The organism is Agarivorans aestuarii (genome assembly GCF_019670125.1).
Taxonomy (GTDB): Bacteria; Pseudomonadota; Gammaproteobacteria; order Enterobacterales; family Celerinatantimonadaceae; genus Agarivorans; species Agarivorans aestuarii.
Genome location: NZ_AP023033.1, coordinates 1,781,110 through 1,806,715, shown reverse-complemented (window position 1 = coordinate 1,806,715; position 25,606 = coordinate 1,781,110). Strand labels below are relative to the sequence as shown.

General features: G+C 44.1%; 23 protein-coding genes. 14 read left to right on the top strand and 9 right to left on the bottom strand.

What is annotated here, in order from left to right:
- Positions 1-192 precede the first annotated feature (192 nt).
- The 7 genes from K5609_RS08440 (at position 193) to K5609_RS08410 (ending at position 8,016) form a co-directional block, all read left to right on the top strand.
- The gene (locus K5609_RS08440) at positions 193-1,743 is read left to right on the top strand and encodes an ABC transporter ATP-binding protein (RefSeq protein WP_221076771.1); all 1,551 of its coding nucleotides are present in this window, start codon (positions 193-195) and stop codon (positions 1,741-1,743) included.
- On the top strand, positions 1,736-2,842 hold the full coding sequence (locus K5609_RS08435) for an ABC transporter permease (RefSeq protein WP_221076770.1): 1,107 nt from the start codon (positions 1,736-1,738) through the stop codon (positions 2,840-2,842). Before K5609_RS08440 ends, K5609_RS08435 begins: the two co-directional genes overlap by 8 nt.
- A complete protein-coding gene (locus K5609_RS08430) occupies positions 2,842-3,771 on the top strand; it encodes an ABC transporter permease (RefSeq protein WP_221076769.1) in 930 nt (309 codons plus the stop codon). Before K5609_RS08435 ends, K5609_RS08430 begins: the two co-directional genes overlap by 1 nt.
- Positions 3,772-3,855: 84 nt before the next feature.
- Positions 3,856-5,535 (top strand): bifunctional metallophosphatase/5'-nucleotidase, encoded by a 1,680-nt coding sequence (locus K5609_RS08425; protein ID WP_221076768.1) that lies wholly within the window; start codon positions 3,856-3,858, stop codon positions 5,533-5,535.
- 48 nt (positions 5,536-5,583) lie between these two features.
- Positions 5,584-6,069 carry a GNAT family N-acetyltransferase gene (locus tag K5609_RS08420; RefSeq protein ID WP_221076767.1) on the top strand — a complete coding sequence of 162 codons (486 nt, stop codon included), beginning with the start codon at positions 5,584-5,586 and terminating at the stop codon, positions 6,067-6,069.
- Positions 6,070-6,286: 217 nt separating this feature from the next.
- Positions 6,287-7,078: an SDR family NAD(P)-dependent oxidoreductase gene (locus K5609_RS08415; RefSeq protein ID WP_221076766.1), complete on the top strand. Its 792-nt coding sequence runs from the start codon at positions 6,287-6,289 to the stop codon at positions 7,076-7,078.
- 203 nt (positions 7,079-7,281) lie between these two features.
- Positions 7,282-8,016 carry a substrate-binding periplasmic protein gene (locus tag K5609_RS08410; RefSeq protein WP_221076765.1) on the top strand — a complete coding sequence of 245 codons (735 nt, stop codon included), beginning with the start codon at positions 7,282-7,284 and terminating at the stop codon, positions 8,014-8,016.
- Between the two features lie 126 nt (positions 8,017-8,142).
- Here the strand turns inward: K5609_RS08410 and K5609_RS08405 are convergent, their stop codons facing one another.
- The 9 genes from K5609_RS08405 to K5609_RS08360 all read right to left on the bottom strand — a co-directional run bounded on the left by K5609_RS08405 (position 8,143) and on the right by K5609_RS08360 (position 17,552).
- Positions 8,143-8,604, bottom strand: coding sequence for a hypothetical protein (locus K5609_RS08405; RefSeq protein WP_221076764.1), 462 nt, complete (start codon positions 8,602-8,604; stop codon positions 8,143-8,145).
- 75 nt (positions 8,605-8,679) lie between these two features.
- The gene (locus K5609_RS08400; protein ID WP_221076763.1) at positions 8,680-9,219 is read right to left on the bottom strand and encodes a hypothetical protein; all 540 of its coding nucleotides are present in this window, start codon (positions 9,217-9,219) and stop codon (positions 8,680-8,682) included.
- A 141-nt stretch (positions 9,220-9,360) separates the two neighbouring features.
- Entirely contained in the window at positions 9,361-9,918 is a 558-nt protein-coding gene (locus tag K5609_RS08390) for a hypothetical protein (protein WP_221076762.1), read from the bottom strand.
- Positions 9,919-10,057: 139 nt separating this feature from the next.
- Positions 10,058-11,350: a HEPN/Toprim-associated domain-containing protein gene (locus tag K5609_RS08385; protein ID WP_221076761.1), complete on the bottom strand. Its 1,293-nt coding sequence runs from the start codon at positions 11,348-11,350 to the stop codon at positions 10,058-10,060.
- Positions 11,351-11,416: 66 nt separating this feature from the next.
- A complete protein-coding gene (locus K5609_RS08380; protein WP_221076760.1) occupies positions 11,417-12,439 on the bottom strand; it encodes a hypothetical protein in 1,023 nt (340 codons plus the stop codon).
- Positions 12,440-12,550: 111 nt separating this feature from the next.
- Positions 12,551-14,365 carry a deoxycytidylate deaminase gene (locus K5609_RS08375; protein WP_221076759.1) on the bottom strand — a complete coding sequence of 605 codons (1,815 nt, stop codon included), beginning with the start codon at positions 14,363-14,365 and terminating at the stop codon, positions 12,551-12,553.
- A 656-nt stretch (positions 14,366-15,021) separates the two neighbouring features.
- Entirely contained in the window at positions 15,022-15,372 is a 351-nt protein-coding gene (locus K5609_RS08370; protein ID WP_016400621.1) for a putative quinol monooxygenase, read from the bottom strand.
- Between the two features lie 95 nt (positions 15,373-15,467).
- On the bottom strand, positions 15,468-15,971 hold the full coding sequence (locus K5609_RS08365) for a hypothetical protein (RefSeq protein WP_221076758.1): 504 nt from the start codon (positions 15,969-15,971) through the stop codon (positions 15,468-15,470).
- Between the two features lie 192 nt (positions 15,972-16,163).
- Positions 16,164-17,552 (bottom strand): nucleobase:cation symporter-2 family protein, encoded by a 1,389-nt coding sequence (locus K5609_RS08360; RefSeq protein WP_221076757.1) that lies wholly within the window; start codon positions 17,550-17,552, stop codon positions 16,164-16,166.
- A 410-nt stretch (positions 17,553-17,962) separates the two neighbouring features.
- Here K5609_RS08360 and K5609_RS08355 point away from each other — a divergent pair, with 410 nt between their 5' ends.
- From K5609_RS08355 to uraH, 7 genes are all read left to right on the top strand, one after another.
- The gene (locus K5609_RS08355; RefSeq protein ID WP_221076756.1) at positions 17,963-19,042 is read left to right on the top strand and encodes a BMP family ABC transporter substrate-binding protein; all 1,080 of its coding nucleotides are present in this window, start codon (positions 17,963-17,965) and stop codon (positions 19,040-19,042) included.
- Between the two features lie 61 nt (positions 19,043-19,103).
- Positions 19,104-20,060 carry an isopenicillin N synthase family dioxygenase gene (locus tag K5609_RS08350; RefSeq protein WP_221076755.1) on the top strand — a complete coding sequence of 319 codons (957 nt, stop codon included), beginning with the start codon at positions 19,104-19,106 and terminating at the stop codon, positions 20,058-20,060.
- 63 nt (positions 20,061-20,123) lie between these two features.
- The gene (xdhA, locus tag K5609_RS08345) at positions 20,124-21,539 is read left to right on the top strand and encodes a xanthine dehydrogenase small subunit (protein WP_221076754.1); all 1,416 of its coding nucleotides are present in this window, start codon (positions 20,124-20,126) and stop codon (positions 21,537-21,539) included.
- Positions 21,532-23,898 carry a xanthine dehydrogenase molybdopterin binding subunit gene (gene xdhB, locus K5609_RS08340; protein ID WP_221076753.1) on the top strand — a complete coding sequence of 789 codons (2,367 nt, stop codon included), beginning with the start codon at positions 21,532-21,534 and terminating at the stop codon, positions 23,896-23,898. Before xdhA ends, xdhB begins: the two co-directional genes overlap by 8 nt.
- On the top strand, positions 23,891-24,775 hold the full coding sequence (gene xdhC, locus K5609_RS08335; RefSeq protein WP_221076752.1) for a xanthine dehydrogenase accessory protein XdhC: 885 nt from the start codon (positions 23,891-23,893) through the stop codon (positions 24,773-24,775). The genes xdhB and xdhC overlap by 8 nt, the downstream gene beginning before the upstream one ends.
- Entirely contained in the window at positions 24,768-25,283 is a 516-nt protein-coding gene (uraD, locus tag K5609_RS08330; RefSeq protein WP_221076751.1) for a 2-oxo-4-hydroxy-4-carboxy-5-ureidoimidazoline decarboxylase, read from the top strand. The genes xdhC and uraD overlap by 8 nt, the downstream gene beginning before the upstream one ends.
- Entirely contained in the window at positions 25,280-25,606 is a 327-nt protein-coding gene (uraH, locus tag K5609_RS08325; protein WP_016400631.1) for a hydroxyisourate hydrolase, read from the top strand. The genes uraD and uraH overlap by 4 nt, the downstream gene beginning before the upstream one ends.

Sequence of the window (25,606 nt, the reverse complement as noted above, 5' to 3'; positions counted from 1 at the left end):
AAGTTTGCTTTACTAAAAATAGCGATAAACGCACCATAACGCGCCAAAACTTGCCATACTTCGCACCATCAAAGCACAACAAAAAACCAACAATTGCAACTTATTAGCTACAGCACTGAACTTGAACAGTTGGTCAGATTTATGCAATAAGACCAGCCAAGCGGATAGAATGCAAAAATGAATGGACGCAAAATGAAACCAGAGCAAAGCTTGTTGTCGTTGTGGCGGGTGACAAAACGTTACCCCGGCGTAATTGCCAACGACAAAGTAAGCCTAGACTTAGCCGAAGGAGAAATCTTAGCGCTACTAGGTGAAAATGGCGCAGGGAAATCAACCCTGGTCAAAATGATCTACGGAGTTATTCAGCCCGATGAAGGCGGCCTATTATGGAAAGGGAAAGAGCAATTAATACGCTCGCCTAACATGGCCAGAGCCATGGGCATTGGCATGGTATTTCAGCATTTCTCGGTATTTGAAACTCTCACCGTGCAAGAGAACATAGCGTTAAGCTTAGATGCTGGTGTAGTTAAAGATGCCGCAGCGCTACGAGCAAAGATCGTTGAGCTAAGCAATGCCTACGAGCTAAAGGTTGAACCCGACCGTTACGTACATAACCTAAGCATTGGTGAACGCCAACGGTTAGAGATTTTGCGCTGCTTAATACAAGACGTAAAACTACTGATTTTAGATGAGCCCACCTCGGTACTCACTCCTCAGGAAGTGGCCGGTTTGTTTAAAGTATTACGCACCTTAGCAAGCCAGGGCTGCAGTATTTTATTTATTAGCCACAAACTAAAAGAAGTCACCGAGCTGTGTGATCGCGCAGTTATATTACGTGGCGGTAAAGTGAGTGGAGAATGTATTCCTTCACAAGAAACGCCAGAGTCTATCGCTGGCATGATGGTAGGTAGCGACACCCAACTATCGGAACGCTACCAAAAACGCATTGGCTCAGACGAGTTAATGGTAGTGAGTAATTTAAGCGTGCCACCCACCAATCCCTTCGGTACAGGCCTAAACAAGGTGAACTTAAGTCTACATCGCGGTGAAATTTTGGGCATTGCCGGGGTTGCTGGTAATGGCCAAGAAGATTTACTCGAAGCGCTTAGCGGCGAAGATACTAGAGCTGCCGCCGACAGCATTTTAATTGGTAAACGCAAAGTGGGTAAATTACATGCTGGCGAGCGCCGCTTGCTAGGTATGAGTTATGTACCCACCGACCGCCTAGGCCAAGGCGCAGTGCCAGAGATGAGTTTGGCCGACAATACCTTGCTTACCAGCGCGCGCAAAGGTTTGGTAAGCAAAGGGCTAATTTTACCGCACAAAGTGGTGGAGCTCGCCAAAACCATTATTCATCGAAATGACGTTAAGTGTCATAACGCCCACGCCCAAGCTAAGAGCTTATCGGGCGGCAATCTACAAAAGTTTATTATTGGTAGAGAAGTAGACCAAAATCCAGAAATTTTGATTTGTGCTCACCCCACCTGGGGCGTAGACATTGGCGCAGCCAGCGCAATTCATCGCCAACTGATTGAGCTTCGCGATAAAGGTGCTGCTATTTTGGTGGTGTCAGAGGATATCGATGAGCTGTTTATGATCTCCGATCGCATTGCCGCCTTATATGAGGGGCAACTTTCTGCGGCGGTACATACCGAGCAAACCAATATCGAAGAAATTGGCAAATGGATTGCAGGTGGATTTGTCCACAATGAAAGCGAGCAAGGAGGCCAAGCGTATGCTTAAAACTCAAGCCCGTTTAGAGTCATCAAAGTTAATGTCTTGGCTCTCGCCACTCATCGCTATTGTTCTCACAATGTTGGTGTCTAGTGTGATGTTTTGGGCTCTAGATATAAACCCAGCCACCGCCTTTAAAGTGTTTATCATCGACCCGCTTAGTGATAGCTACAACCTAGGCGAGTTAATGGTAAAAACCACTCCGTTACTGCTTTGTGCTACGGGTTTAGCCTTGTGCTACAAAGCCAATATTTGGAATATTGGTGCAGAAGGCCAATTGCTGGTTGGCGCATTAGTGGGCAGCTATTTTGCACTGCAAGCCAATGAGCAAAGTGGCTATCTGTGGTTATTTGTCACCCTCGCAGCAGGGGCATTAGCTGGCATGCTTTGGGCGGCCATCCCTACTCTGCTGCATCAGCTATTTCATACCAACCTTATTCTTACCACTATCATGCTCAACTACATTGGCTTGTATTTGCTGCTGTGGGGCGTGCATGGTCCTTTAATTGACCCAGACGGATTTGGTTTCCCAGAGTCAGCCATTTTTGCCGACAGTGTATTGCTGCCGACCATAATGGAGGATGGTCGCGCTTCCATTAGTATTCTCTTGGCGGTGGTATTTGCTATTGGCTCAGGGATCATTTTGTATCGCACCTTACCTGGGTTTCAGCTGCGAGTATTTGGCTCCGACCAACCCGCTGCGCGTTACGCAGGTTACAGCAGCAAGTTTATTGTGTGGAGCGTAATGCTAAGCGCAGGCGCACTGGCAGGTTTTGCTGGCGTTGCAGAAGTAACTGGCCCAATTGGTCAGCTCATCCCACAAGTGTCTCCGGGCTATGGTTACGCCGCCATTATTGTGGCCTACCTTGGCAGGCTAAATCCCTTTGGCATTATTTTCGCCGCATTCTTCATGGGTACTTTATACATGGGCAGCGATTTAGCCCAAATAGAACTAGGTATGCCCACTGCCATCACTGGTTTATTCCAGGGTGTACTGCTGTTTTTCTTACTCGCTTGTGACTTTCTCATTCATTACAAAATAGTCTGGCAGCCCAGCGCGGGCGTAGCGCAACCCTCTTCATCTAGTGCTAAGCAAGGAGCTGCATAATGGACATGGAACTACTGCAACAAATATTGGTAGCAGCAATTAAAACCGGAACACCCTTGCTATTAGTAGCGCTAGGCGAGCTAATATGTGAAAAATCAGGCGTACTTAACTTAGGCCAAGAAGGCATGATGTTAATGGGCGCTATGGCAGGCTTTGCCGGTGCCTACTTTACTGGCAACTTAGCCTTAGGTTTATTGCTAGCGGTGATTGCAGGTATGTTAATGGCAGGCATATTTGGGCTACTCTCGCTAAACCTTAATACTAACCAAGTGGCAACTGGCTTAGCACTAACCATTTTTGGCACCGGTTTAAGTGCCTTCTTAGGGGCCAGTTTGGTTGGCTCTACCATTAACGGTTTTAAGGCAATTTCAATTCCTTTATTAAGTGATATTCCAATGCTTGGTGCCTTGCTATTTCAGCATGACATTTTGGTATATGGCAGCTTTGTATTAGTGGCTGTTACTTGGTGGGTTGTGAATAAAACCCGCGCAGGTTTAACCTTGCGCGCCGTAGGCGAGAACCCGTATTCGGCTAATGCTCTTGGCATTAAGGTAATAAAAGTTCGTTATATTGCGGTGCTTTTTGGCGGCGCAATGGCCGGTTTAGCTGGCGCTTATATGTCGCTTTCTTATACCCCAATGTGGATGGAAAACATGACTGCCGGGCGCGGCTGGATTGCGCTATCGTTAGTGGTGTTTGCCTCATGGCGTGTAGGTTATTTAATGGTAGGCGCTTACCTATTTGGAGCAGCCTCTATTTTGCACTTAGTGATGCAAGGCATAGGCTTTACCATATCGCCTAACTTGCTTGCGATGATGCCTTACGTGGCAACTATTGTGGTAATGGTTATGATTAGTGCCAACCCAATTCGCCAGAAATTAGCGGCCCCAATGAGCCTAGCGAAACCCTTTGACGCTCGCCGTCATTAATAAGCAGGCCAAATTATTGAAGCAAATACTTCAAGCTAGCCAGCAAACTAACGTATTATGCTTGCCCGCTAGTTTGGAGTAGTCATGACTTATTCGCTGTACCTTGCTCACATCAACGATACCCACTCTCATTTTGAGCCTACTTTGGTTCATTTTGAAGTGACAATAAACCAAGAGGTTTACCAAGTAGACGCATACTGCGGCGGGTATGCACGATTAGCTACTGCGGTACAGCAACACAAAGCGCTAGCAAAAGAAAACAACAGCGCAAGCTTATTTTTGCACGCTGGCGATAGCTTTCAAGGCAGCTTGTATTTCAGCCAATTTAAAGGTGAAGCTAACGCCCACTTACTCAATTTAATGTCGGTTGATGCTATGACCATCGGCAATCATGAGTTTGATCTTGGCAATGCTCCGGTGTCTAAATTTGTTGATCAGGTTAACTTCCCCTGTCTTGCCGGCAACATGGATTTAAGCCAAGAAGATCAGCAAAAGCATTTACCTTTAGCGCCCCATAACAATCTGTATTACTACAACAACGAGCTGGCTATTGCTAACTATCTGCTTAAGCCCTTAGGCGACCAGCAATTAGCCATAGTAGGCATCACCCACGACCAGATGCACAACATTGGTTGCCCCGATGCCGACTGCCATTTTTTGAACGCCATCGAAACCACCCAAGCCACGGTTAAGCACTTAAAGCAACAGGGTATAAATCACATCGTCATACTTAGCCATTTGGGCTATGACGGCGACATTGCTTTAGCCAAAGCCGTAACTGGCATAAGTGTGATTGTTGGTGGCCACTCACACACATTAACCGGTGAGTTTGGCCATTTGGGGCTAGCAAGTACCGGCAATAACGGACAATGGCAGAATGGCTGCTTGTTACTACAAGCTGGTAAACATGCAGAATCCATAGGTTTAAGCTGCTTACACTTTGATAAGAATGGCAAGGTTATTGAGCTTGAAGGCGGGACCCAGTTTCTTATCGATGATAACTGGCAAGCCAGACAAAACGGGCAGATAGTTTGCAATGAAACTCGCCGTCTCATTAGCGACTACTTGGCTGCTGCACCGGGGCTATTAAAGTGCTCTGATGATCAGCAAATCAGTAAGATCATCAATCAGCAATATCGTCTAGCGGTTGAACAAATGAAAAGCCAAATAGTGACCAAGCTCACCCAGCCTTTACGCCATAGTAGAATGCCTAATAAAGATCTACCCAATGGCAGTGAAATTGCGCCGCTGATTTGCCAAGGATTTTACCAAGCCTCTGCTGCCAAGCATCCAACCGACTTTGCCATGCACAATGCTGGCGGCGTTCGCGTATCGCTAAAAGCAGGCCCGTTGAGTAAGGCTGATATTTGTGGACGCTTACTGCCCTTCGAAATAACCTTAATGAGTTATTTAATTAAGGGCGAAGATTTAGCCATGGCCATTGAAGGTGCCATTAACAATGCCACTAACAATGGTTTAATGGGTACTGGAGATGGCAGCTTTCCCTACTTTTACAAACTGCGTTATAGCTACCAAGCCCACAAACCTCTTGGGCAGCGCGTTAGCCAAATACAACTTGAAGAAGAGGAAGGCTGGCAAGCGTTGCAGCCCCAGCGGGTTTATCGCGGCGTTTCTTCTGCCTACACCTTGGCAGGAAAAGAAGGCTACCACGCATTGTTAAACAGCTGGGATCATCACGATTTAGAACTCAGCATGAGCGACAGCTTTGTTGCCTTTGCCAGTAGCAAACAATATTTGGTCTAATAGGCCTAGATAACACGCAAAATTGATTAAGTGAAAAGGATAGCGCCAGTGATTAGAGCCATGACCCAAGCCGACTTTAGTGCATTTTGGCCAAGCTTTAAGGCGGTAATACAGGCGCAGCAAAGTTACGCTTTTGACCCAGACATGAGCGAACAACAAGCCTATCAGCTTTGGTGCGAGTTGCCCCTCAAAAGCTTTGTGTTTGAACACAACCAGCAAATTTTAGGGACTTATTACATCAAACCCAATGCCATGGGCCCCAGTAAACATATTTGCAATTGTGGCTACATGGTAAGCGAGGCGGCACGTGGCAAAGGCATTGCGCGTAAGTTGTGTGAACATTCCCAAGATGTTGCCTTAGAGTTGGGTTTTAAAGCCATGCAGTTTAACTCTGTAGTAGCCACTAACACCGTTGCTATTGCGCTTTGGCACAAGCTTGGCTTTGCAACTATTGGGACTATTCCTAAAGCTTATCTTCACCCCGAGCTTGGCTATGTTGATAGCCTAATCATGCATAAACAACTAAGCGACTAAGCTTTACTATTCTTAAGCATGCTGCAGGCTTTGTCAGACAGTTTTATTCATGTTCACCTAGCGCTTCAACACTAGGCTCAAGTCAGTGATTATTAACAAAATCTAAATTCTGTTTATCACTAACGGCCGTTGTAGTAGCTGGATTCAACATCTACTATTCAAAGCAACTTAAGGCATTCGCTTCTAGGCTTTCAATTTTAAGATAGGTATCAAGCACATGAGCAAAACCATTCTAATTACCGGTGCAACCGACGGCATTGGTTTAGTTACCGCCAAGCAATTACTAGAGCAGGGTCATAAGGTGCTGCTTCATGGCCGTAACCCAGCCAAACTTGAGTCTGTTAAAAATCAACTAAGCGTGAATGCTGCACAAGTAGATACCTTTGTAGCCGACCTATCCAAGCTTGAGCAAGTTGATGAGCTAGCCAAACAAGTAGCGAGCAAGTACAGCAGTTTAGATGTAGTGATTAACAATGCCGGAGTATTTAACATCCCCGAGCCGCGCAATGCTCAAGGGCAAGATTTACGCTTTATAGTAAACACCCTTGCCCCATACAAGCTCACCAAAGCGCTACTACCTTTAATGGGTAAAAGTGGCCGTGTTGTGAACCTATCGTCTGCAGCCCAAGCCACGGTAGATTTAGACGCGCTAAAAGGTAACCGCCAGCTTAGTGACAACTCTGCTTATGCGCAAAGCAAGCTGGCACTAACCATGTGGTCTCGCGAATTGGGCTTAGCGCTCAAAGACAGTGGCCCAATCGTCGTATCGGTTAACCCTAAATCACTACTTGGCAGCAAAATGGTGAAAGACGCTTATGGTATTGCTGGCGGCGATTTAAGCATTGGTGCAGATATACTCGTAAGAGCCAGCTTGTCGGAAGAATTTAATGATGCTGCTGGCCTATATTTTGACAACGACATCGGCCAATTTGCCTCACCCCACCCCGATGCGCTAAACGCCCAGAAGTCTGGCCAAGTTGTTGAGTTAATTGAAACACTCATCCAATAATTCAAGCAGCTTAAGCGCCTTTAAAACGCCACTAATACAGTGGCGTTTGCTTTTTAACCCCTGAGAAACTTGGTGGCTAATATCCATAACAAAGCAGTCTAAAGAACTTAAATTTAAGTCGCTTCCTACCCGCTTAAAATTTATGAAAAGCTCACCGAGCTGCACTATGCTTTTGAGGTAATAGTTAATACAAATGGTTCCTCATGATACGCAACCTTCTCTTTAGCCTAGTTTTTATATCCCTGCCCAGTTTAGCTTTTCAAACTATTCACTTGGGCACTCAAGATCGTCCCCCTTACACCTGGCCACAAGATGGAAAGCCCGCAGGCCCCTTCGATAATGTGGTGGTTTGCGCATTAGAGAGCATGGGCGTGGAATATAGCATCGACTTTTTGCCTTGGGCGAGAGCCCAATCAATGACCCAGCGAGGCCAATTAGATGGCTTTTATGCGGGTTCCCAAAATGCTGAGCGTGACAGTTACGCTACAGCCAGCCGCTTTATTGGCAAACAAAACTGGGCGTATTTTTATTTAGCAGATGTTATTAACCAACCGATTGATGACGAATACTTAAAGAACGCACGCGTGGGGGCTTACCTAGGATCAAACATGGCGCAATGGCTAAAAGCAAAAGGCGTGAAAGTAGCCTATCGACCCGTTGAACCAGAAATGTTGCTAGAAGGATTAATACGCGATCGAGCCGACATCATTTTGGCTAACGAGGCGGCGATGCTAAAACTTACCGAGAAAACTAATCGCAGCGCCTATATCGACCGCCAAGTGGTAGTAAGCAAGCCCATCGCAGTTTATTTTGGCAACACCTACTTAAATGAAAATCCCGGCTTTATTAATGCTTTCAATCAAGCAGCTAGCCAGTGCCTGCCAGAAGAGTCATTAGTGATATACAGCGAATACCAAGGAACTAGAGTTAACAGCTGAGCCCGCTTGTTTTTAGGCATAAACGTGTTAGGAAAGTAACTTCAGCTGTGATCTTTTGGGTAAACCTAAGCTAGGCATACTCGGTATTAACGCCCAAGGCAGCGGTTTATCCGCTACCTTAGTTTGTTATGAGTGTATCCATCGTTTTTCAGTGACTTTAGCATTAGGAATAGTTTCCATAATTAAATTAGCTAACTCATCAATATTTTCATAATTTTCTAATCTAGCAATAAGCCTTTTATCAGCTTTTAAGATAATCGACTTTATTCCAGACCTATTCTTGTTCAGTACAATACTATTTACTAAGCCAAGTTCAGTTTCTGACTTATATCCTTCACCATAACTCAATATTGAAGAGTCGCAGACTTCAATATAATGATTTCGAGCACCTTCAATATGGCGCTTAGCCCCAACCCAATTAGGTAAAACGGTAAAAGCCAGCATTAGGATAGTGAATGTAAATACACCTGAGAATGTCCAGTCTCCCAACAAATATGCACTCGTTGTAATAACAACGATTATACAAGCAACGAACAAGGGGGAACGTCGCCTTTTATCTATGTATTCTTTAGAAATTGTAAACTTCATTTATTACTCATAATGCGGTTGCAACCAGCTAATAATGGTTAGCTAAAATTTGTGAGGCACGAACAAAGCCAACTGTTATTTGTCCGCGTTTACAACCATGTTAGCTTTCGAGTAGTACTCACTAAAAACTCTTTTGCCATTCTTACTTTTAAAAAAATAGTAAAATGAGATCGGTACCAACAGAAAATAAGACAAAGCAGACCACCACACCAAGTCGCTGTTATCCGGTATAACAAATATCCTAACCAGTATTAATACCAAGAATAAACTGGATATTGTGATTAGACATGTTCTTGCCCAATTATCACGCCAAATATGAGTAAGTAATTTAATGTTTTTAAAGCTAACAGCAGTAGTTACCCCCAAAAGAAGAAATAAGGTTTCGTACCGCCCGTTTACAGCATGGATTGCAGCAAAAAATGGAATGAAAAAGTAAATAAACAACGACTGAGAATACTCTTCTTTTGCTTTCTTTTTCTTAAAGCCCTCAGGGTTATTGTGTTTTTCTATATCTTCACTACCTGCGTTTGCTGGGCAGCCGCAAAAAGCACACTTATCCAAGTTTGCCTCATTACCAGACTCACAAGCCTGACAAGTCCATCTGTAACCAACCATTATTCTACATTCTCAAAAGAAAGCTAACGCCCTGTTAAGGGGTGAGCAACGCAATACAAAAGCCGCCGCATGCCATCTTAAACACTAAAGCCAACACATAGTGAAAATGCCACGCGTTGCGAATCCCTCTTAAACAGATTGTTAGCCATTGTTGGCTGCAAATATTTTACTATGTATATCATTCCTGACATGAAATGAATGTCGCTTCAGCCATGCAACAAATCCACAACAGACTAAACACCCCCACCAAACAACACACAATGGAAAACTCCCCGTAGCATGCTCGACAGTAAGCATTAATGCTGGAGCGCAAGGAGCTAGTAAGATGATAAAGTGCCCCCAAGACCGAAGAGTTATTGAGTACTTTGAATATTCCTTGAGGGATTTTGAGTTATCCCATTGTGGAGGTAAACTCCCTTCCAAATTCGTATGGAAAAACTTTTCCAGTTCAACAGAGCAGTACTCAGCCAAAGATCCAATTTTTGAGTTGTGTTGGCACACTAAAACACCAGCTCCTAGAGTTAAATAAGGAATTACAAGCACTATTTCTATTTCAGCAGATGACCTAAACACCGAGCTAAAAATCGCACTAACAGCTCCTAGAAAAACCAAAAGTATATAGTCTCGAAGCCTAATTCTTTGAATTATTTCATTTCTAGCACACTCATAATATGCCTCTGCCAACTTAATATTATCCATAAATACCTCCTTGCTAATATGGATGGCTAACGCCGCGCTCTGCGGCAAATTTGGAGCGCAGCGGAAAATTTGTCCGACAGCAGCGCTTTGTTAGGCAAAGTTTTCAAGTTCTCTAAAATGTCCAACATGAAGACGCCCCTCAAATAACCGGGGTCAAAAATCCGGCTTCTTGGATTAGCGTATCAACCAATTTCAATAGCTTGGATACATCATATGTACCATCAAGCAATTGGTTGTCGGACTGTTCGTAAAAATGCTTTGAATAGGATTCTTTGTAATCTAAAACACCATGCCATGCATCGATATCTTTTTTGAAATTACTCCATGTGACCTGTGCTGGAGGATATTGATCTAAGCGAAGATCAAGATAACACTCAATCGCAGCAGCTCTACCATTGATATCAGAAGTACCCTCCCCTTCAGGTCCGAGAGTTACAAACTCCCTAAATTCATCAAGATCAGGCAGGAGCATTGCCCTCATATTGGTAGGAGAATTCAACTTTTCAAATTTGCGAAAAGCGTCAACGCCTTCTGCATCGTTATCAAAAACAAACAAGACCTGATTTAGAACCTCTATTCGCAATAGCCCCTCTGCAAATTTTACTAGATTGCCCGTTCCCCAGTAAGGATGACGCTCATCTACATCCACAAAATTGAAAAAATCGGTCACATTCGGACGTAGTACCTGTAGTGCTCGCTGTATAATGCGTGTGTCTGATGTTCCCTCGGTTGCTATCAGAACTTTTTGCTTTTGGAACGCTCCAGCCCGAAATTCCTCTCGCTGAACCCACCCGGCATCAACAATAGGGCCAAACTCCCAAGTAACCTCAGTATCAGAATTTTCTGTATTTTGCGCAAATACCTGAAGCATAGATTCAGCACTAAGGATACAAACTCTCGAAGATAGATAACTGGCTTCAGACCAATAGAGATCTGAGCCTCCAGGCCAAGGAATTCGATCAAACAACTGAATATCAGCGGCAAGACGACCCTGAGAAACAGTATCTCGATCTGGTGTGTCGTATTCTATATAGTCGTTTGTTAAGCTGGTAAGAGAATAGCGACATGCCAAATGGCAAAACTCTTCAAACGTAAGATATTCCTTTTTTGATTCAGCTCCATCAATCTCGCTTGAGATCTCTTCCGCTTCTGCTATCAACGAATTGTATTCGGCACGTGCTGCATCAAGCGTATAACCAAGTATGTTTAGCCGTGGTATAACTCGATATAGAGCCCTGGCAAAGGTCTCCTCCGCCTCTTCGAGCTCATGTTTTAATTCTGGATTTTCTTCATAATATTCGTAGTCTATTGACTCCGACTTTCGACGTGTTAAGTCACCATCTTGAAAAATAAATCCATAATCTATGCCCATGTGATTTTTGGAATACGACAGAGAAACGTTCCCTACACTAAGCTCTATCGATGTACCCATCTGAATTCCTTCTTATTTCTAGCTTAATTAATCGCACTCGTGCTGCCTAACAGTTTATTAGGCAGCTCATACGCTGAAGAATACCTTCCTATCAGGCTCTTGATGCAAATCGTGTTTAGAAAAATGGTATTGCTTCGGTTCTACAGCATCCGAGAAAAGCATAAATGGGATTTCATCAATGCAAATTTCCGCGAATACGGCAGATATGTCTTTGTCGTAGCAGTCTTGAAGTATCTTAAGGTTCGTTGAAGGAAAACTATTTTTAAATTCTTTATTATATTCTGGCGAAAAGTATCTGATCATTGCAGCTTCGAACAACGAAATGCGCTCAGACTCAGTTGTACCATAAAGTTTCTCTAAGCCTGACTTAATTCGCGAACCTTCAGTTCCCTGCAACTGTGCATTTGGCGTAAAAGCTGTAATCAACGTGTTATCAGGCTCAACCTCCAACAGAAGCAGTGACAACTTGTAGCCTTCAGGCACTCCCTTGACTGCGATTTTTTGTAGCGTTTCATGTTTTATGAGCCTATCGAGGGCATTTCTCGAACCGTCTTGACCATATGCCTGACCGACATACTTAACTTCAAAGTGCAAATTTGGTGGCTGTTGATTTAGCATATGCATTAGCTTGTCGTCATCCCACCAAAACCGAGAACCGTTTGAGTCCTCCATAAAATGGTATCCATCATCCACTTTAAAGGTGACACCATCAGGTATAGGGCCAAACCGAAGAACACGCTTTTGATTTGCAATAAGAAAAGACAGTTCAAGATCTTTGCCAATCTGTGCTGCACCAACAAAATCTATTTTTGGCAGGTAGCCAATAATATATATGTGGCAGGTATCAATGACACTTTGATATTCTTTTAACAGATCTTTCTCATAAATCGCTTCAGCAGGCATTATTATATAGCTGCTTGCATGCATATCCAACGCATGCTCCACACCATATTTTTTCCCTTCTAATATTCGACTCACGGTTCCTACTGTTTTATTCGTAAATTTAGTCTTAAAACGCTTTCTGTTTTGCACCTTAGCCATTTTTCGGCGTCTCTTACGAGTTTCTTTCAAAAGTTCTGCTTTCTTCATTTTGTACTCGTTTTTCTGCCTAACGCCGCATTAAGCGGACTAAAACTGTGGGTTATAATGTGTAGCGAAGCGAAACGTAACCCACTGTTTTTGTTCCGTTTAAATGCCTTGTTATAAATTTTTCTTAGATAATTCCAGCTCCAATTCCTTTATTCTTTTCTCTAAAGCTTTTTTCTCCAACTTATATTCACTATTCTCCTTAACAAGTAACTTCTTCTGGTTTGGAACTTCTAACTCCATCCCAATTTCCAACTCATCTTTATAGGGGATAATAGGTTCAAATAATTGTTGATATGCACGACCAATTGCGCCTGAAAATAATTTAAGGTTAGGAGTACTAGTACCGCAACTTAAGATATGGTCATTAGCAACTCCCGGGTACGGGTCAATGAAAATAACTGTATTAATATTTAATTGATATGCTTTCTTGGCGCATAACTCACAAGGACTTGCTGTTGTATATAAATTACCATTATTTACAGGCATACCTCCGTATTTTGAGATTTGTAGAAATGCATTTTCTTCCGCATGCAGTGCTCTCGTATGAACTTGATTTTTATCCCCATCTATTGAGTTCTTTATATCCTTAAAACAGTACGACACTGGCTTACCATCGAACTTTTTAGCTGAACAACCAGAGAATGAATAGATGCTTCCTAATCTATCTCTAAATTTATCAACACTTTTTTCATAGATACTAAATGCATCATCATCTTCATTGGACAACAAGTCCTCTACTCTCCTTAAATTACACGGAGTCTGTCCTTGAGCAACATTATTCCACCCAACTGATTTGATTGAATAGTTAGAATCAGTAACAACTGCGCCAACTTGCCTTGATAAGCAACCAGAGTTTAATTTCGCATTAAATGCAATTTGCATACACCTTTCATCCTGTGAGGGTGTAATAATTCCAGGGTGCATGATGAGAGCAATATACTTAACCAATTGATATTTCAAACTTTTACATTTCCCTTTTTCATCAGGGTTATATAAGTGGATATCAGATATTTCAATACAACGCTGAAGATTTAATGACCAGAATCTATCCTCACCTTTTAACGAGTCAGGATTTTCTCGTTCATCAATTTTATTTATATCATCAATTGAAATTCGAGGTTGTGCTAAGAGCCTATTAACCCTAGTTTCATTTTCAGTAGAAACTGACATCAAATAAAATGCTGAATATCTTTCTCTAAAGAAAAATGCTTCATACGGGTTTCTTATAGCATCCAAAACCACGCAAACATTCTCGTCAGTCTCTTTTGATTTGTGCCTTAGAATTTTTATTAGCTTGTTAACTCGCTGGGAAAACAAATATATCTTACTACTATCGTAAGAATCACAGTCGGCAGAACCCGACTTTCTTATATTATTACCAACTGTTTGATACAACCTTGTAAATGAACCCACCTCAATTTTATTTAGCAACTTATTTAACTTAATCGAAAACTCTGGCAGTGATTTAAAATAGAAGTCAAATGTTGGCTCATCATACAAGTTATGTTCATTTTTTTCTGCATGCTTACGAGCACATTTTCGTTTTGTATGATACTCCAAATAACACTTCTTCAATCTATCATCTAATTCTTGGTCATTTCTGCCCACTTCATTTTGTAGAATCGATTTATATAAATCGTCAAATTTTTCAAAGGTCAAGTCCAATAAAAAAGTTGAAACTACATCGCTCATTTTTATATGATGGAACTTACACCATTGTTGTTTTAAGTAATCATGCGTAATTCTATATTTTCTTTCTTCATCGCTTTTAAAGTCACTTAATTTAGGCTTTGGGGGATTAAATTCAGAGAATAGACTTTTATTCAACAAAGTTGATAATGTTGTGCAGCCTGAGCCTGTACGTCCAGTTAAACCTATCACAATGAATTTTCTTCTTTCTTTATAAATAGTATTTAAACCAGTCATATAAAACTCCAAATTTATAACAGCTTATTAAGAGGAAAAATTCCTTGTTTAAACAAGGGATTTTTCCTCTTATCATACATTTGATAAAAACAAGGTTATCACCTTTCCTAAGCTATATCAGCCACCTAGCTCGAAAAATAACAAAAACATCAGCACGAAAGAATGCAAGCCTTTGTGGAAAGAAGGAATCACAGTTTATATGTATATAAGCACAGTGCTTTGTCCACATAAGTAGAAATACTAAGGGTGCATAAGTTTGTTAAGAGTAATTTTGAGTGTGCCGTAACATGCAATGGGGCAAAACCACTCCTTACATTCGACTCCCAAGACTGTGCTTTTCAATCCCATCATCTTCGCCGAGTAGTGCAAATGAACAAGGGATCAGAGTTGAAGTCTGTTTGAGCGTAGCGAGTTACTTCAACTCCTTTGTGAATGCGCAACGAAGGATCTAAGAAGATGCAGGGCGAGTTTTCTTTTTGCTTAGCTAAGCTTTGCTCGTTGAAGCTTAATGACGTCGCCGCAGGCGAAAGCTTTAACTCTATAGCTAACACATAAACGTGCAAACACGAGTTAACTTATAGCTTCACTTCTCGCTGATGAAGAAACCTATCGTTGAGCAATAAGAGCGCTCTATCGGCGCTCTTATCTACTTAAAACTAAGCAAATACTGGCGCGTCAAAATCTTCTGCTTCATCGCTGTATACACAAACATTTGAATCTTCTACTAAGCCTGTTTCTGCAACACAATGGGTTTGAAAAAACTCGCTAATTTCTTTACGTTGGCAGTGCGCTTCAAAGCTTTCTTTATCCGCCCAAATCTCTTGAAAGGCGATGGGATAACCAGTGCCCTGAGCAAAAGGGTTGTCAATTTGGCGCGTAACCGTGTATTGAATACAGCCATCTTCGCGCAAGGTGTTTGGCTCTAACGCTTGCAATACTTTAAACAGCTCGTTTTGCTTACCAGCTTTAGGTTTAAACATGGCAATGCAATAGATCTTTTTAGACATAAGGCTTCCTTAATAAAGCGGCGAGCTGAGCTCGCCATTCTTAAAAATATCAATAATAAGCCTTTGTGCGGGCAAACGCTGCAACTAATTGGCTATTAACAAGCTTTATAGCGCTGCGTTTGCATTGCCAACAAGCGCTTGTATGCTAACTCTTGACGCAGGGCTGGCGAGCCTTCGCACCAATTATATTCCAGCGCTTGCCAAAGCGGATCCTTGAGTTCTAAACCTAGGGCTTCTATATAGCTAGCATTGGCCACCACATATTGGCTTTTGTAGGGAAGAATTACCCCACCCTGCTTAACTTGCAAGGCCATGGCTTCGTGGTAGCTAGCACACCAATGGTTAAGCAAGGCCATACAAGCAGGCGAATACCAAAATTTACCACTATCTTGTTGCAAGGTTTGCTTTTGCTGGCACGACAATACACTTTGGGCGTGTTGCCAGTCTTTAAAGCCCGCTTCTCGCGCTACATACAACAAGGCATGTTTTAGTTGTGGTGATTTGTCTTTAGCTAAATTTGCTAATGGGGAATCGGCAGTATGGCGCTGTTTAAGCAAAATTTTACTGCGAATTTTAAGTTCTTCAACGGCAGATAACATCTCTATGCTCCTAAATACTTAAGTTGTTCCCCGCAAAACAATATTCAGAATGACATACAGTGTCGTAATGATGTGTAACTAAGCATGTGCTTAAGGGTGAGTTCCTCTTGGCGGGCAGGCGCCCCTTAGCGCCTGCCCGCATTCTGCCAAAGCTAAGTTAATTATACAAGTAAACTCTAAGGCTCATTAATTCTATGATTGTTGCGTACTCGGTTTGAGTTGAGCCGCAACAGAAGATGGCTGCTCAGGTAATAACAAACTAAGCAAGATAGCCACTAAACCACCGGAAGTAACTGCTGACCCAAAGATGTTTTGAACCAATTTAGGCGCGTGTTGTAATAGGTCGGGTACCATTGTCACGCCTAAACCTACTCCAAAAGACACTGCCATAATAAGTAGTTTGCGGCGATTAAGTGTTTCGCTAGCAATAATTTTAATTCCCGCTGCCGCCACTGTACCAAACATTACCAAGGTGGCTCCGCCTAACACTGGTTTAGGAATTTGCTGTAAAACAGCGCCCAAAATAGGGAACAATCCCAGCACCACTAGTATTAACGCAATGTAATAACCGATGTACCGACTAGCTACGCCGGTTAATTGGATAACTCCATTATTTTGGCTAAAGGTGGTGTTTGGAAAAGTGTTAAAAACAGCGGCAATTAAGGAGTTAACACCGTCGGCTAGCACACCGCCACGCACCCGTTTTAGGTAGCTATCGCCTTTAATGTCTTGCTGTGAAATAGCGCAGTTAGCGGTAATATCGCCAGCCGATTCAATTGCTGTAATAAAGTAAATTAGAGCAACCGGTAAAAACGCTACCCAATCAAAACTAAAACCATATTTAAACGGAACAGGAATACTCACCCAAGGTTGCGAGCCTAGCGAAGAAAAGTCTACTTTCCCCATAAATAGCGCGATTAACATACCAGCGAGCAAGCCAATAACAATTGATGAGAGGCGCAGCCAAGGATTTGCTGAACGGTTTAAAGCAATAATAATGGCCAACACAGTGAAACCTAAACCTAGGTTTTGTAAGCTACCAAAATCGGCAGCTTTAAAGCCCCCCGCCAAATCGGTCATGCCTACTTTTATCAGCGAAATACCAATGATGGTAATCACTATTCCGGTCACCAATGGCGTGATAATTTTCTTCATCTTAACCAGCATTTGCGATAAGAAAATCTCAATAAAAGCGCCTAAAAAGCAAATACCAAATATTAGCGACAATATTTCTTCGGGACCGCCCCCTTGGCTTTTAGCAATAAAGCCTGCCGCCAATATAGAGCCTAAGAAAGCGAAACTGGTACCTTGCACACAAATCATGCCTGCGCCAACAGGGCCCAATTTTTTGGCCTGAATGAAGGTTCCAACGCCAGATACAATGAGCGCCATACTAATCAGGTAGGGAATGTGCGAGCCTAAGCCTAATACGCCGCCAATAATCAAAGTTGGCGTTATCACACCAACAAAACATGCCAATACATGTTGTAGCCCAGCGAAAAAAGCTTCTGCTACTGGAGGCCTCTCGTCTAGGTGGTACAACAGCTCTTTTGGTATCGCTTTTTCCTTATTAGCGTTCATGCTTTGCTCCCTATTATTAAGCTAAATCGCAACCAGATATTTGACCACTAGGTCAGCTTAATAACGCAAGTAACTTGCCAACTAGCATCACCTCCTCTAGTAAAACTTGGGCAAAGCCCGCTAACCACCACTTAGTAAGTAACATGCAATACACATATTCCTTACATCTACATTAAGACTCATAGGCTAAGCTAACTACACACGCTTAGCTTTGGTGCGCAGCGTTGATAAGTTGCACCAAAAAACGCCATAAATAAGCATAAGGCTGCTAACAATTAAGACATCTATTTACAACAAAACTTGTATTCACTGTGTTCTTTGACTTAAATCAAAAAACATGACCAAGTGGCCAGCTTTTTGCTACCACTAATCAAAACCCGAAACACCGAACAATTGAAACGGAGTTCTTAATGAAACTAAATAAATGGATAAGTGCCGCAGCCTTTGCTGTAACCACCTTGATAACACCAGCCAGCATGGCCGCCGACGAGCCACTAAAAGTAGGCTTTGTATATGTAGGACCAGTGGGTGACCACGGTTGGAGTTATGAGCACGACCAAGGCCGGATTGAAATGGAACAGCACTTTGGCGGTAAAGTAAGTACCACCTTTGTTGAGAATGTTCCCGAGGGCGCCGATGCAGAGCGAGTGATTACCCAATTGGCTAAATCGGGTCACGACGTCATTTTCACTACATCCTTTGGTTTTATGAACCCAACTATCAAAGCCGCTAAACGTTTTCCTAAAGTTACCTTTGAACACGCTACCGGCTACAAACGCAGCAAAAACGTGTCTACTTATGTATTGCGTACCTACGAGGGCCGCTATGTGTCTGGCGTAGCCGCTGGCATGACGACCAAAACCAATGTGATTGGTTACATTGCCTCGTTCCCTATTCCGGAGGTGATCCGCGATATTAACTCGGTGTACTTAGGCGCGAAAAGCGTAAACCCTGATGTGCAAATTAAGATTGTGTGGGTAAATACGTGGTACGACCCAGGTAAAGAAGCAGACGCAGCCAACGCCTTAATGGACCAAGGTGTCGACATTATTTTGCAACACACCGACAGCCCAGCCCCACTTATTGCTGCCGAGAAGCGCGGCGTAATGGGCATTGGTCAAGCGTCAGATATGAGTCAATTTGCTCCTACTGCCCACATGTTCTCGGTTCGTGATGTATGGGCACCCCACTACATTCGCACCGTAGAAGAAGTATTAGCAGATTCGTGGAAGCCAGAAGATTACTGGGGTGGTTTTGCAGAAGACATTCTACAAATTGTTTCAGTTAACCCAGCCTTACCCGGCGACGTAAAAACCGCCATTAGCGAAACCGAAGCCAAGATTAAATCAGGTGAATTTCATCCCTTTACTGGCCCTATGAAAGATAACAGCGGCAAAGAGGTGATCCCAGCGGGTAAAACACTTAACGACCAAGAGCTAGCTGGCGTGATGTGGTACGTAGAAGGCATCGACGCAACGATTCCTAAATAAACCTAGACCCTAAGTCCTAAATAAGTGCCCAGCTAAGCTGGGCCTTTACTGCGAGAATGAGATGAATTTAGCCCTACCCATTATTGATATATCGTCATTAGATCATAGCGATAGCCAGCACTGGCAAGAAGCAATTCAAGCCATAGATTCTGCCTGTCGTGACAAGGGCTTTTTTTATGTGACCGGTCATGGCATTCCTGCTGAGCAATTTGCAGCAATGCAAGACATGGCTGCTAAATTCTTTGCACTTAGTGAACAAGAAAAACAAAAGATCAATATTCAGCACTCGGCCAACCATCGCGGTTGGGGACAAGTAAGTGCTGAACAGCTAGACCCAAACGGACCTAAAGACTGCAAAGAAACCTTTGATATGGCTTTAGACCTTAGCCCCTATCATCCACAGGTAGCCCGTTTTCCTCAGCTTTATGGGCCGAACCAGTATCCAAATCTTGACGGCTTCATCCAACTTTTGCAGCAACATTACGAACTCACCTTACAAGTTGGCCTCAAAATACTTAAGGCCATGGCTTTAGCCTTGGGCCAAAGCGAAGACTTTTTTAGCAAGCATTTTACCTGCCCGATTAGTGTGCTGCGCTTAATTCATTATCCGCCTCAGCAACAAAATGATAACGGCGCTGGCGCACACACAGACTATGGCTGCATTACCTTGTTGTATCAGGATAAAACCGGCGGACTACAGGTACAAGATCGCAATCAACAGTGGTTAGATGCGCCACCGGTGGAGAATAGTTTTGTGGTGAATATTGGCGACTTAATGCAACGTTGGACCAACGGCCGATACAAGTCGACGCCGCACAGAGTACTTAGTCCAAAACAGCAAACTACTCGCTTTTCAATGCCATTTTTTGTAGAGCCAGACTTTGATACTCCGGTGAATACTCTCGCGAGCTGTTTAGCGCCTGGAGAACAAAGTCAGTATCCCGAGATTAGTGCTGGCGAATGGATATTATCGCGCTTTGCCGATACTTACGCTTATAGAAACGATCAGCAAGAATAAAAAATTTGGCCAAAAAGCTGACCAAATAGTCAGCTTAATGACCACGCAATTTCCGGAGCAATCATGTTACAACTTATGATTAACGACCAAGCTATCACCTTAAGCCAACAGGCGGCAGATACCATGCTGCTTAGCTTTTTACGCGAACGACAAGGTCTAGTGGGCAGTAAAGAAGGTTGCGCCAGCGGTGATTGCGGTGCATGTACAGTAGTAATGGTGAGCCAAGATCATCAACAGCAGCTAAGCTACAAGCAAATTAACAGCTGCATTACGCCACTGCATTCTTTGCACGGTAAACAAATCATTACCGTTGAGTACCTAAAGCAAGGCCAAGAGCTACATCCCGTTCAACAAGCCATAGTAGATAAACATGGCAGCCAATGCGGTTTTTGTACGCCTGGTTTTGTAATGTCTTTATATGCCTTATCTCGTCAAACAACTAAACCCGAACACCCCGAGGAATTTTTAGCTGGCAACTTGTGCCGTTGCACTGGCTATGGGCCACTTATCGAAGCGGCTAAGCAAGTAGCAACAGCTCCAGCGGCCAAGGATCATATCCAAGAAAATGAGTCCGCCGTGCAATACTGGATGGGGCAATGTGACAAGCTAGAAAGCGACCACTACTGGCAACCTACTAGTCGCAGTGAGTTAGCCAGCATTCGCGCAAAACACCCTCACGCCAAATGGATAGGCGGCGGTACCGATTTAGCATTAGAAGTTACTCAACAGTATCAACGCATTGATGAAATTATCGACTTAACCGCCCTTCCTGAGCTCACAGGCATCGAGCGCACCAACAATGGTTGGCGCATAGGGGCGGCAGTGCCTTTAGATAAAGTTCACGCATTTATGGCGCAGCACTACCCCACTACCGACGAAATCTTTGCTCGCTTGGGCAGTATTACCATTCGCCACCGCGCTACCCTTGGTGGCAGTTTAGGCAATGCCTCACCCATTGGTGACATAGCTCCATTGCTAATTAGCCTAAACGGCAAAATTGAAGTAGATGATGGCGCCACTACCGAGCTTTACGCACCAGAAGACTACATCACAGGCTACCGCGAAACGCGCTTAAAACCGCAACAATGGATTAGCGCCATTCACCTGCCAGATTTGTCTCCAACACTTAAACATCAAATCTACAAGGTGAGTAAACGTTATGAAGATGACATCGCCACCGTGGTATTGGCTGTAGCCATGGAGTGTGATGACCAAGGCAGAGTAAGCCACTGCGTTATCTCAGCAGGTGGCGTGGCGGCTAAGTCGGTGCGCTTAACTGAACTTGAAAATTGTTTGTTGGGTGAAGTCTTCAACAACAACAAACTCAAGCAGCTACAAGCCCTAGTGCCGCAGTATGTAAAACCCATTGATGACGTGCGAGCCAGCGCAGCTTACAGGGTATTGCTAGTACAGAATCTATTAAAACGCTTCTACCTCTATAGCCAACAATTACCCACGAGGTTAGCCGCCCATGCGTAAATTAACGACTCAGCACCTCGAGCAAACTGCGCCAAGCCAAATAGTGGGTAAATCGATTCCCCATGAGAGTGCAGCCAAACAAGTCGCTGGCGAAGCGCAGTTCATCGACGACTATAACCTGCCAAGTGGTTGCTTGCATGCTGCAGTCATCACTAGCCAAGTAGCCAAAGGTAAAGTACTTGCTCAGCAATTAGATTCGCTGCAACAACATCCCGATGTAGTTGCGGTAATTCGCTGCCAGGATATCCCCGGACACCTAGATATTGGCCCGATATTTATAGGCGACCCGCTGTTAAGCGAGAACGAGATTAGCTACTTTCAGCAGCCTGTAGCCCTAGTTCTTGCCCATAGCCACCAGCTCGCATGGCAAATTGCCGACCAAGCTAATCAAGAGCTAGTGCAATACCAAAGCGCCGATACGCTAGCGCTAAGTAAGCAAGATATTAGCGATTTAAGCCAGCCCAATGCAACGGTGCGCCCAAGCCATTGCATGGGTAAGCAAATAGCCGATGCCGTGCTAGATCGAAGTGAACTGCAACTAAGTGGTGAACAACATATTGGCGGGCAAGAACACTTTTATTTAGAAGGACAAGTAAGCCTCGCCCAGCCAACCGAAGATGGCGGCATTATGCTTTACACCTCTTCACAGCACCCTAGCGAAGTACAAAAGCTAGTAGCTGAAGTATTAGGCATTGCGTTTCACCAAGTTACCGTAGACATGCGCCGCATGGGAGGCGGCTTTGGCGGTAAAGAAACCCAAGCCGCTCAATGGGCGTGCTTAGCCAGCCTTGCAGCCTGGCATTGCAATAAACCTGTGAAAATACGTCTACCACGCAGTATAGATATGGCCTTAACCGGCAAGCGCCATCCTTTTTACAACCGATACCAACTAGGGTTAAGCGCCGAGGGAATCATTGAAAGTGCCAAGTTAGAAGTGAACGGCTTGTGTGGCCACTCGCCTGATTTATCCGACGCGATTGTGGATAGAGCGATGTTTCATAGCGACAACGCCTACAGCTTAGGTGAAGCCGAAGTCGTAGGTAATCGATTAAAAACCGATACCGTTTCACATACTGCCTTCCGCGGCTTTGGTGGTCCGCAAGGCATGATGTTAATTGAACAGGCGATGCAAGACATCGCAATTGCTACCGGCCAAGATGCCTTAGATGTGCGTTACAAAAACCTCTATCGCGATGGATATGCCACCACCCACTACGGCATGCCAGTAGAGCAACATCAAGACCAGCTTAACTTAATAAAACAATTAGAAGTGAACGCAGACTACCGCGCGCGCCGTCAGCAAATAAATCAATGGAACAACTCTAATTCGCTAATCAAAAAAGGCCTTGCCTTAAGCCCTGTAAAATTTGGTATTTCATTTACCGCCAAACACCTTAACCAAGCAGGCGCGCTGCTGCATGTGTATACCGACGGCAGTGTTCAGCTAAACCATGGCGGCACCGAAATGGGTCAAGGCCTGCATACCAAGGTTCAGCAGATTGTGGCGCAAACTTTGGGCATTCCATTTAGCTATGTGCTTATTACGTCTACCCGCACCGACAAAGTGCCTAATACCTCGCCCACGGCGGCTTCTTCAGGCAGTGATTTAAACGGAATGGCTGCGCATAATGCGGCGAAAGAAATCAAACAACGTCTGCTTGAATTTGCCCAGCAACATTACCAGCTTAAAGCAGAGCAAATCACCATAAACCAAGGCCAAGTTAGACTCGCCGAGCAAACTATTAGCTGGGCGGAGTTAGTGCAACAAGCTTACATGCAGCGAGTATCACTCTCAGCGACTGGCTTTTACAAAACACCTAAAATTTGGTACGACCGCGAACAAGCTCAGGGGCGGCCATTTTTCTACTTTGCATTGGGTGCCTCCGTAAGCGAAGTGAGCATTGATACGCTAACTGGGGAAATGAGCGTAGACCGCGTAGACATTCTGCATGATGTAGGCACCAGCCTTAATCCGGCCATCGACATTGGCCAAATAGAAGGCGCCTTTATTCAAGGCCTAGGCTGGCTTACTAACGAAGAACTGGTATGGGACAAAAAAGGAAAGTTACTAAGTAATAGCCCGGCAAACTACAAAATCCCCACCATTGGCGACTACCCCGAACAAATGAACATTACCTTGTTCGACCAAGCCAACCCTGAGCACAGCATCTACCGTTCTAAAGCAGTGGGCGAGCCCCCCTTTATGTTAGCCATTAGCGCTTGGTGTGCCATTTACGATGCAGTGACGTCAATCAGCCAACATAAGCTGCCAGCGCAGTTAGATTCTCCAGCCACCAGCGAGCGCATTTTAATGGCTTGCCAAAAGCAATATGAGTTTATGGAGACGCAAGATGAGTGATTGGCAATCTCGCTTTCTACCTAATAACTGGTTGGATGCCTGCAGCTATCTTAAGCAGCAACAGCAGCCATTTTGTATTGCGACCATTGTGGCCGAAGCGGGTTCTGTACCGCGAGCAACAGGCGCTAAAATGGTGATCAGTCAGCAACAGCAATTCGATACCTTAGGTGGTGGAAATTTAGAGTTTTCGGTGATCAAGCATGCCCGCGAGCAACTGGAAAAGGGAGCAAAGTTTAATCACATTGAACGCTTTTCCTTAGCTGCGGATCTAGCCCAATGTTGTGGGGGCGCAGTACAAGTATTGTTCGAATACTTCTTGGTTGATCAGCCACTTATCACCATTTATGGGGCGGGACATGTAAGCCATTGTTTATGTGAAATACTGGCAAAACTGCCGGTACAAGTGCAAGTCATTGATAATCGCCAGCAATGGCTAGATTCAATTAGCCAATTTGGTGTAAACACCCACTATCACGCGCAGCCAGAAAATAGCGTAGCAGAGCTAAAAGCCAACTCTTATGTTGTCATTCTAAGCCAAGACCATAGCTTAGATTTCGCGCTTAGTTTAGCTGCGCTGCGCCGAGGAGATTTAGCCTTTGTAGGCGTGATTGGCTCTCAAACTAAAGCCCAACGATTTAAGTATCGCTTAGCCGAACAACTTGAAGATCCGGCACGCTGTGATCAACTCACCTGCCCTATTGGCCTAGCCGATGTAAGTGGGAAATTACCTATGCAAGTCGCGGTATCGATTAGCGCTCAGCTGATCACGCTGCTAGAAAAACACGCTAAAACCAGTGACAGGGACCAGCAAAAACAACAATGGGAATCTAGCAATACTCTGCGAAAACAACTTGCGGGAGAACAGCTCAATGAATGACGACGAAAAACATCTTAAGCAGCTAAACAATCTGCCGCACAGTCAATTCGTCAGCGAAATGGCCAGTATTTGCAGTAGCAAAACATGGCAAACCACCATGGCAACATTGCGCCCCTTTCAGTCGGTTGAGCAGTTTATGTCTATGGCGAAACAAGCCTTTAGCCAGCTAACAGAGAACGATTGGCTGGAGGCTTTTGCGGGTCATCCAATGATTGGTGATTTAACCAGCCTTCAAAAAAAATACAACCAAGCCAAGCATTTAAGCGAAGCAGAGCAAGCACAAGTCAACCATGCTCAGCAAGCCACTCTTAGTGCTTTACTCGAACTTAATCAGCGTTATTTAAACCGTTATGGCTTCATTTTCATCGTATTTGCTAGCGGTAAATCCGCCGAGGAAATGCTGCACATATTGGAGCAACGCTACGGAAATAGTCGCGAGCAAGAATTACACAATGCTGCCGAACAACAACAAAGCATTAGCCTGCGTAGAATGGAGAACTTATTTTGAGCACCTTAAGCTGTCATGTACTAGATACAACTTGTGGCCAGCCCGCAGCAGGTATTGCGGTAGAAATTTATCGCTTTGGCGAAAGCCAAAGCTTAGCCAAAGGCTTAACCGATCAAGACGGGCGTTATAAGTTTGAACAATTAGACTTACCCAGCGATTGCTACTGCCTACGCTTCATTACCGAAGAATACTGCCTAGCGCACTTCCAGCAATGCTTTTTTCCTTTAGCGGATGTCGTGTTTATTAGTGATGAGCAACAAGCCCATTACCACATCCCGCTGCTGTTAAGCACCTTTAGCTATTCCACTTATCGAGGCAGCTAA

Excerpts from the sequence above, each read along its gene's own strand:
- K5609_RS08440 (WP_221076771.1), top strand. The coding sequence starts at position 193 with ATGAAACCAGAGCAAAGCTTGTTGTCGTTGTGGCGGGTGACAAAACGT.
- K5609_RS08435 (WP_221076770.1), top strand. The coding sequence starts at position 1,736 with ATGCTTAAAACTCAAGCCCGTTTAGAGTCATCAAAGTTAATGTCTTGG.
- K5609_RS08430 (WP_221076769.1), top strand. The coding sequence starts at position 2,842 with ATGGACATGGAACTACTGCAACAAATATTGGTAGCAGCAATTAAAACC.
- K5609_RS08425 (WP_221076768.1), top strand. The coding sequence starts at position 3,856 with ATGACTTATTCGCTGTACCTTGCTCACATCAACGATACCCACTCTCAT.
- K5609_RS08415 (WP_221076766.1), top strand. The coding sequence starts at position 6,287 with ATGAGCAAAACCATTCTAATTACCGGTGCAACCGACGGCATTGGTTTA.
- K5609_RS08410 (WP_221076765.1), top strand. The coding sequence starts at position 7,282 with ATGATACGCAACCTTCTCTTTAGCCTAGTTTTTATATCCCTGCCCAGT.
- K5609_RS08405 (WP_221076764.1), bottom strand. The coding sequence starts at position 8,604 with ATGAAGTTTACAATTTCTAAAGAATACATAGATAAAAGGCGACGTTCC.
- K5609_RS08400 (WP_221076763.1), bottom strand. The coding sequence starts at position 9,219 with ATGGTTGGTTACAGATGGACTTGTCAGGCTTGTGAGTCTGGTAATGAG.
- K5609_RS08390 (WP_221076762.1), bottom strand. The coding sequence starts at position 9,918 with ATGGATAATATTAAGTTGGCAGAGGCATATTATGAGTGTGCTAGAAAT.
- K5609_RS08385 (WP_221076761.1), bottom strand. The coding sequence starts at position 11,350 with ATGGGTACATCGATAGAGCTTAGTGTAGGGAACGTTTCTCTGTCGTAT.
- K5609_RS08380 (WP_221076760.1), bottom strand. The coding sequence starts at position 12,439 with ATGAAGAAAGCAGAACTTTTGAAAGAAACTCGTAAGAGACGCCGAAAA.
- K5609_RS08375 (WP_221076759.1), bottom strand. The coding sequence starts at position 14,365 with ATGACTGGTTTAAATACTATTTATAAAGAAAGAAGAAAATTCATTGTG.
- K5609_RS08370 (WP_016400621.1), bottom strand. The coding sequence starts at position 15,372 with ATGTCTAAAAAGATCTATTGCATTGCCATGTTTAAACCTAAAGCTGGT.
- K5609_RS08365 (WP_221076758.1), bottom strand. The coding sequence starts at position 15,971 with ATGTTATCTGCCGTTGAAGAACTTAAAATTCGCAGTAAAATTTTGCTT.
- K5609_RS08360 (WP_221076757.1), bottom strand. The coding sequence starts at position 17,552 with ATGAACGCTAATAAGGAAAAAGCGATACCAAAAGAGCTGTTGTACCAC.
- K5609_RS08355 (WP_221076756.1), top strand. The coding sequence starts at position 17,963 with ATGAAACTAAATAAATGGATAAGTGCCGCAGCCTTTGCTGTAACCACC.
- K5609_RS08350 (WP_221076755.1), top strand. The coding sequence starts at position 19,104 with ATGAATTTAGCCCTACCCATTATTGATATATCGTCATTAGATCATAGC.
- xdhA (WP_221076754.1), top strand. The coding sequence starts at position 20,124 with ATGTTACAACTTATGATTAACGACCAAGCTATCACCTTAAGCCAACAG.
- xdhB (WP_221076753.1), top strand. The coding sequence starts at position 21,532 with ATGCGTAAATTAACGACTCAGCACCTCGAGCAAACTGCGCCAAGCCAA.
- xdhC (WP_221076752.1), top strand. The coding sequence starts at position 23,891 with ATGAGTGATTGGCAATCTCGCTTTCTACCTAATAACTGGTTGGATGCC.
- uraD (WP_221076751.1), top strand. The coding sequence starts at position 24,768 with ATGAATGACGACGAAAAACATCTTAAGCAGCTAAACAATCTGCCGCAC.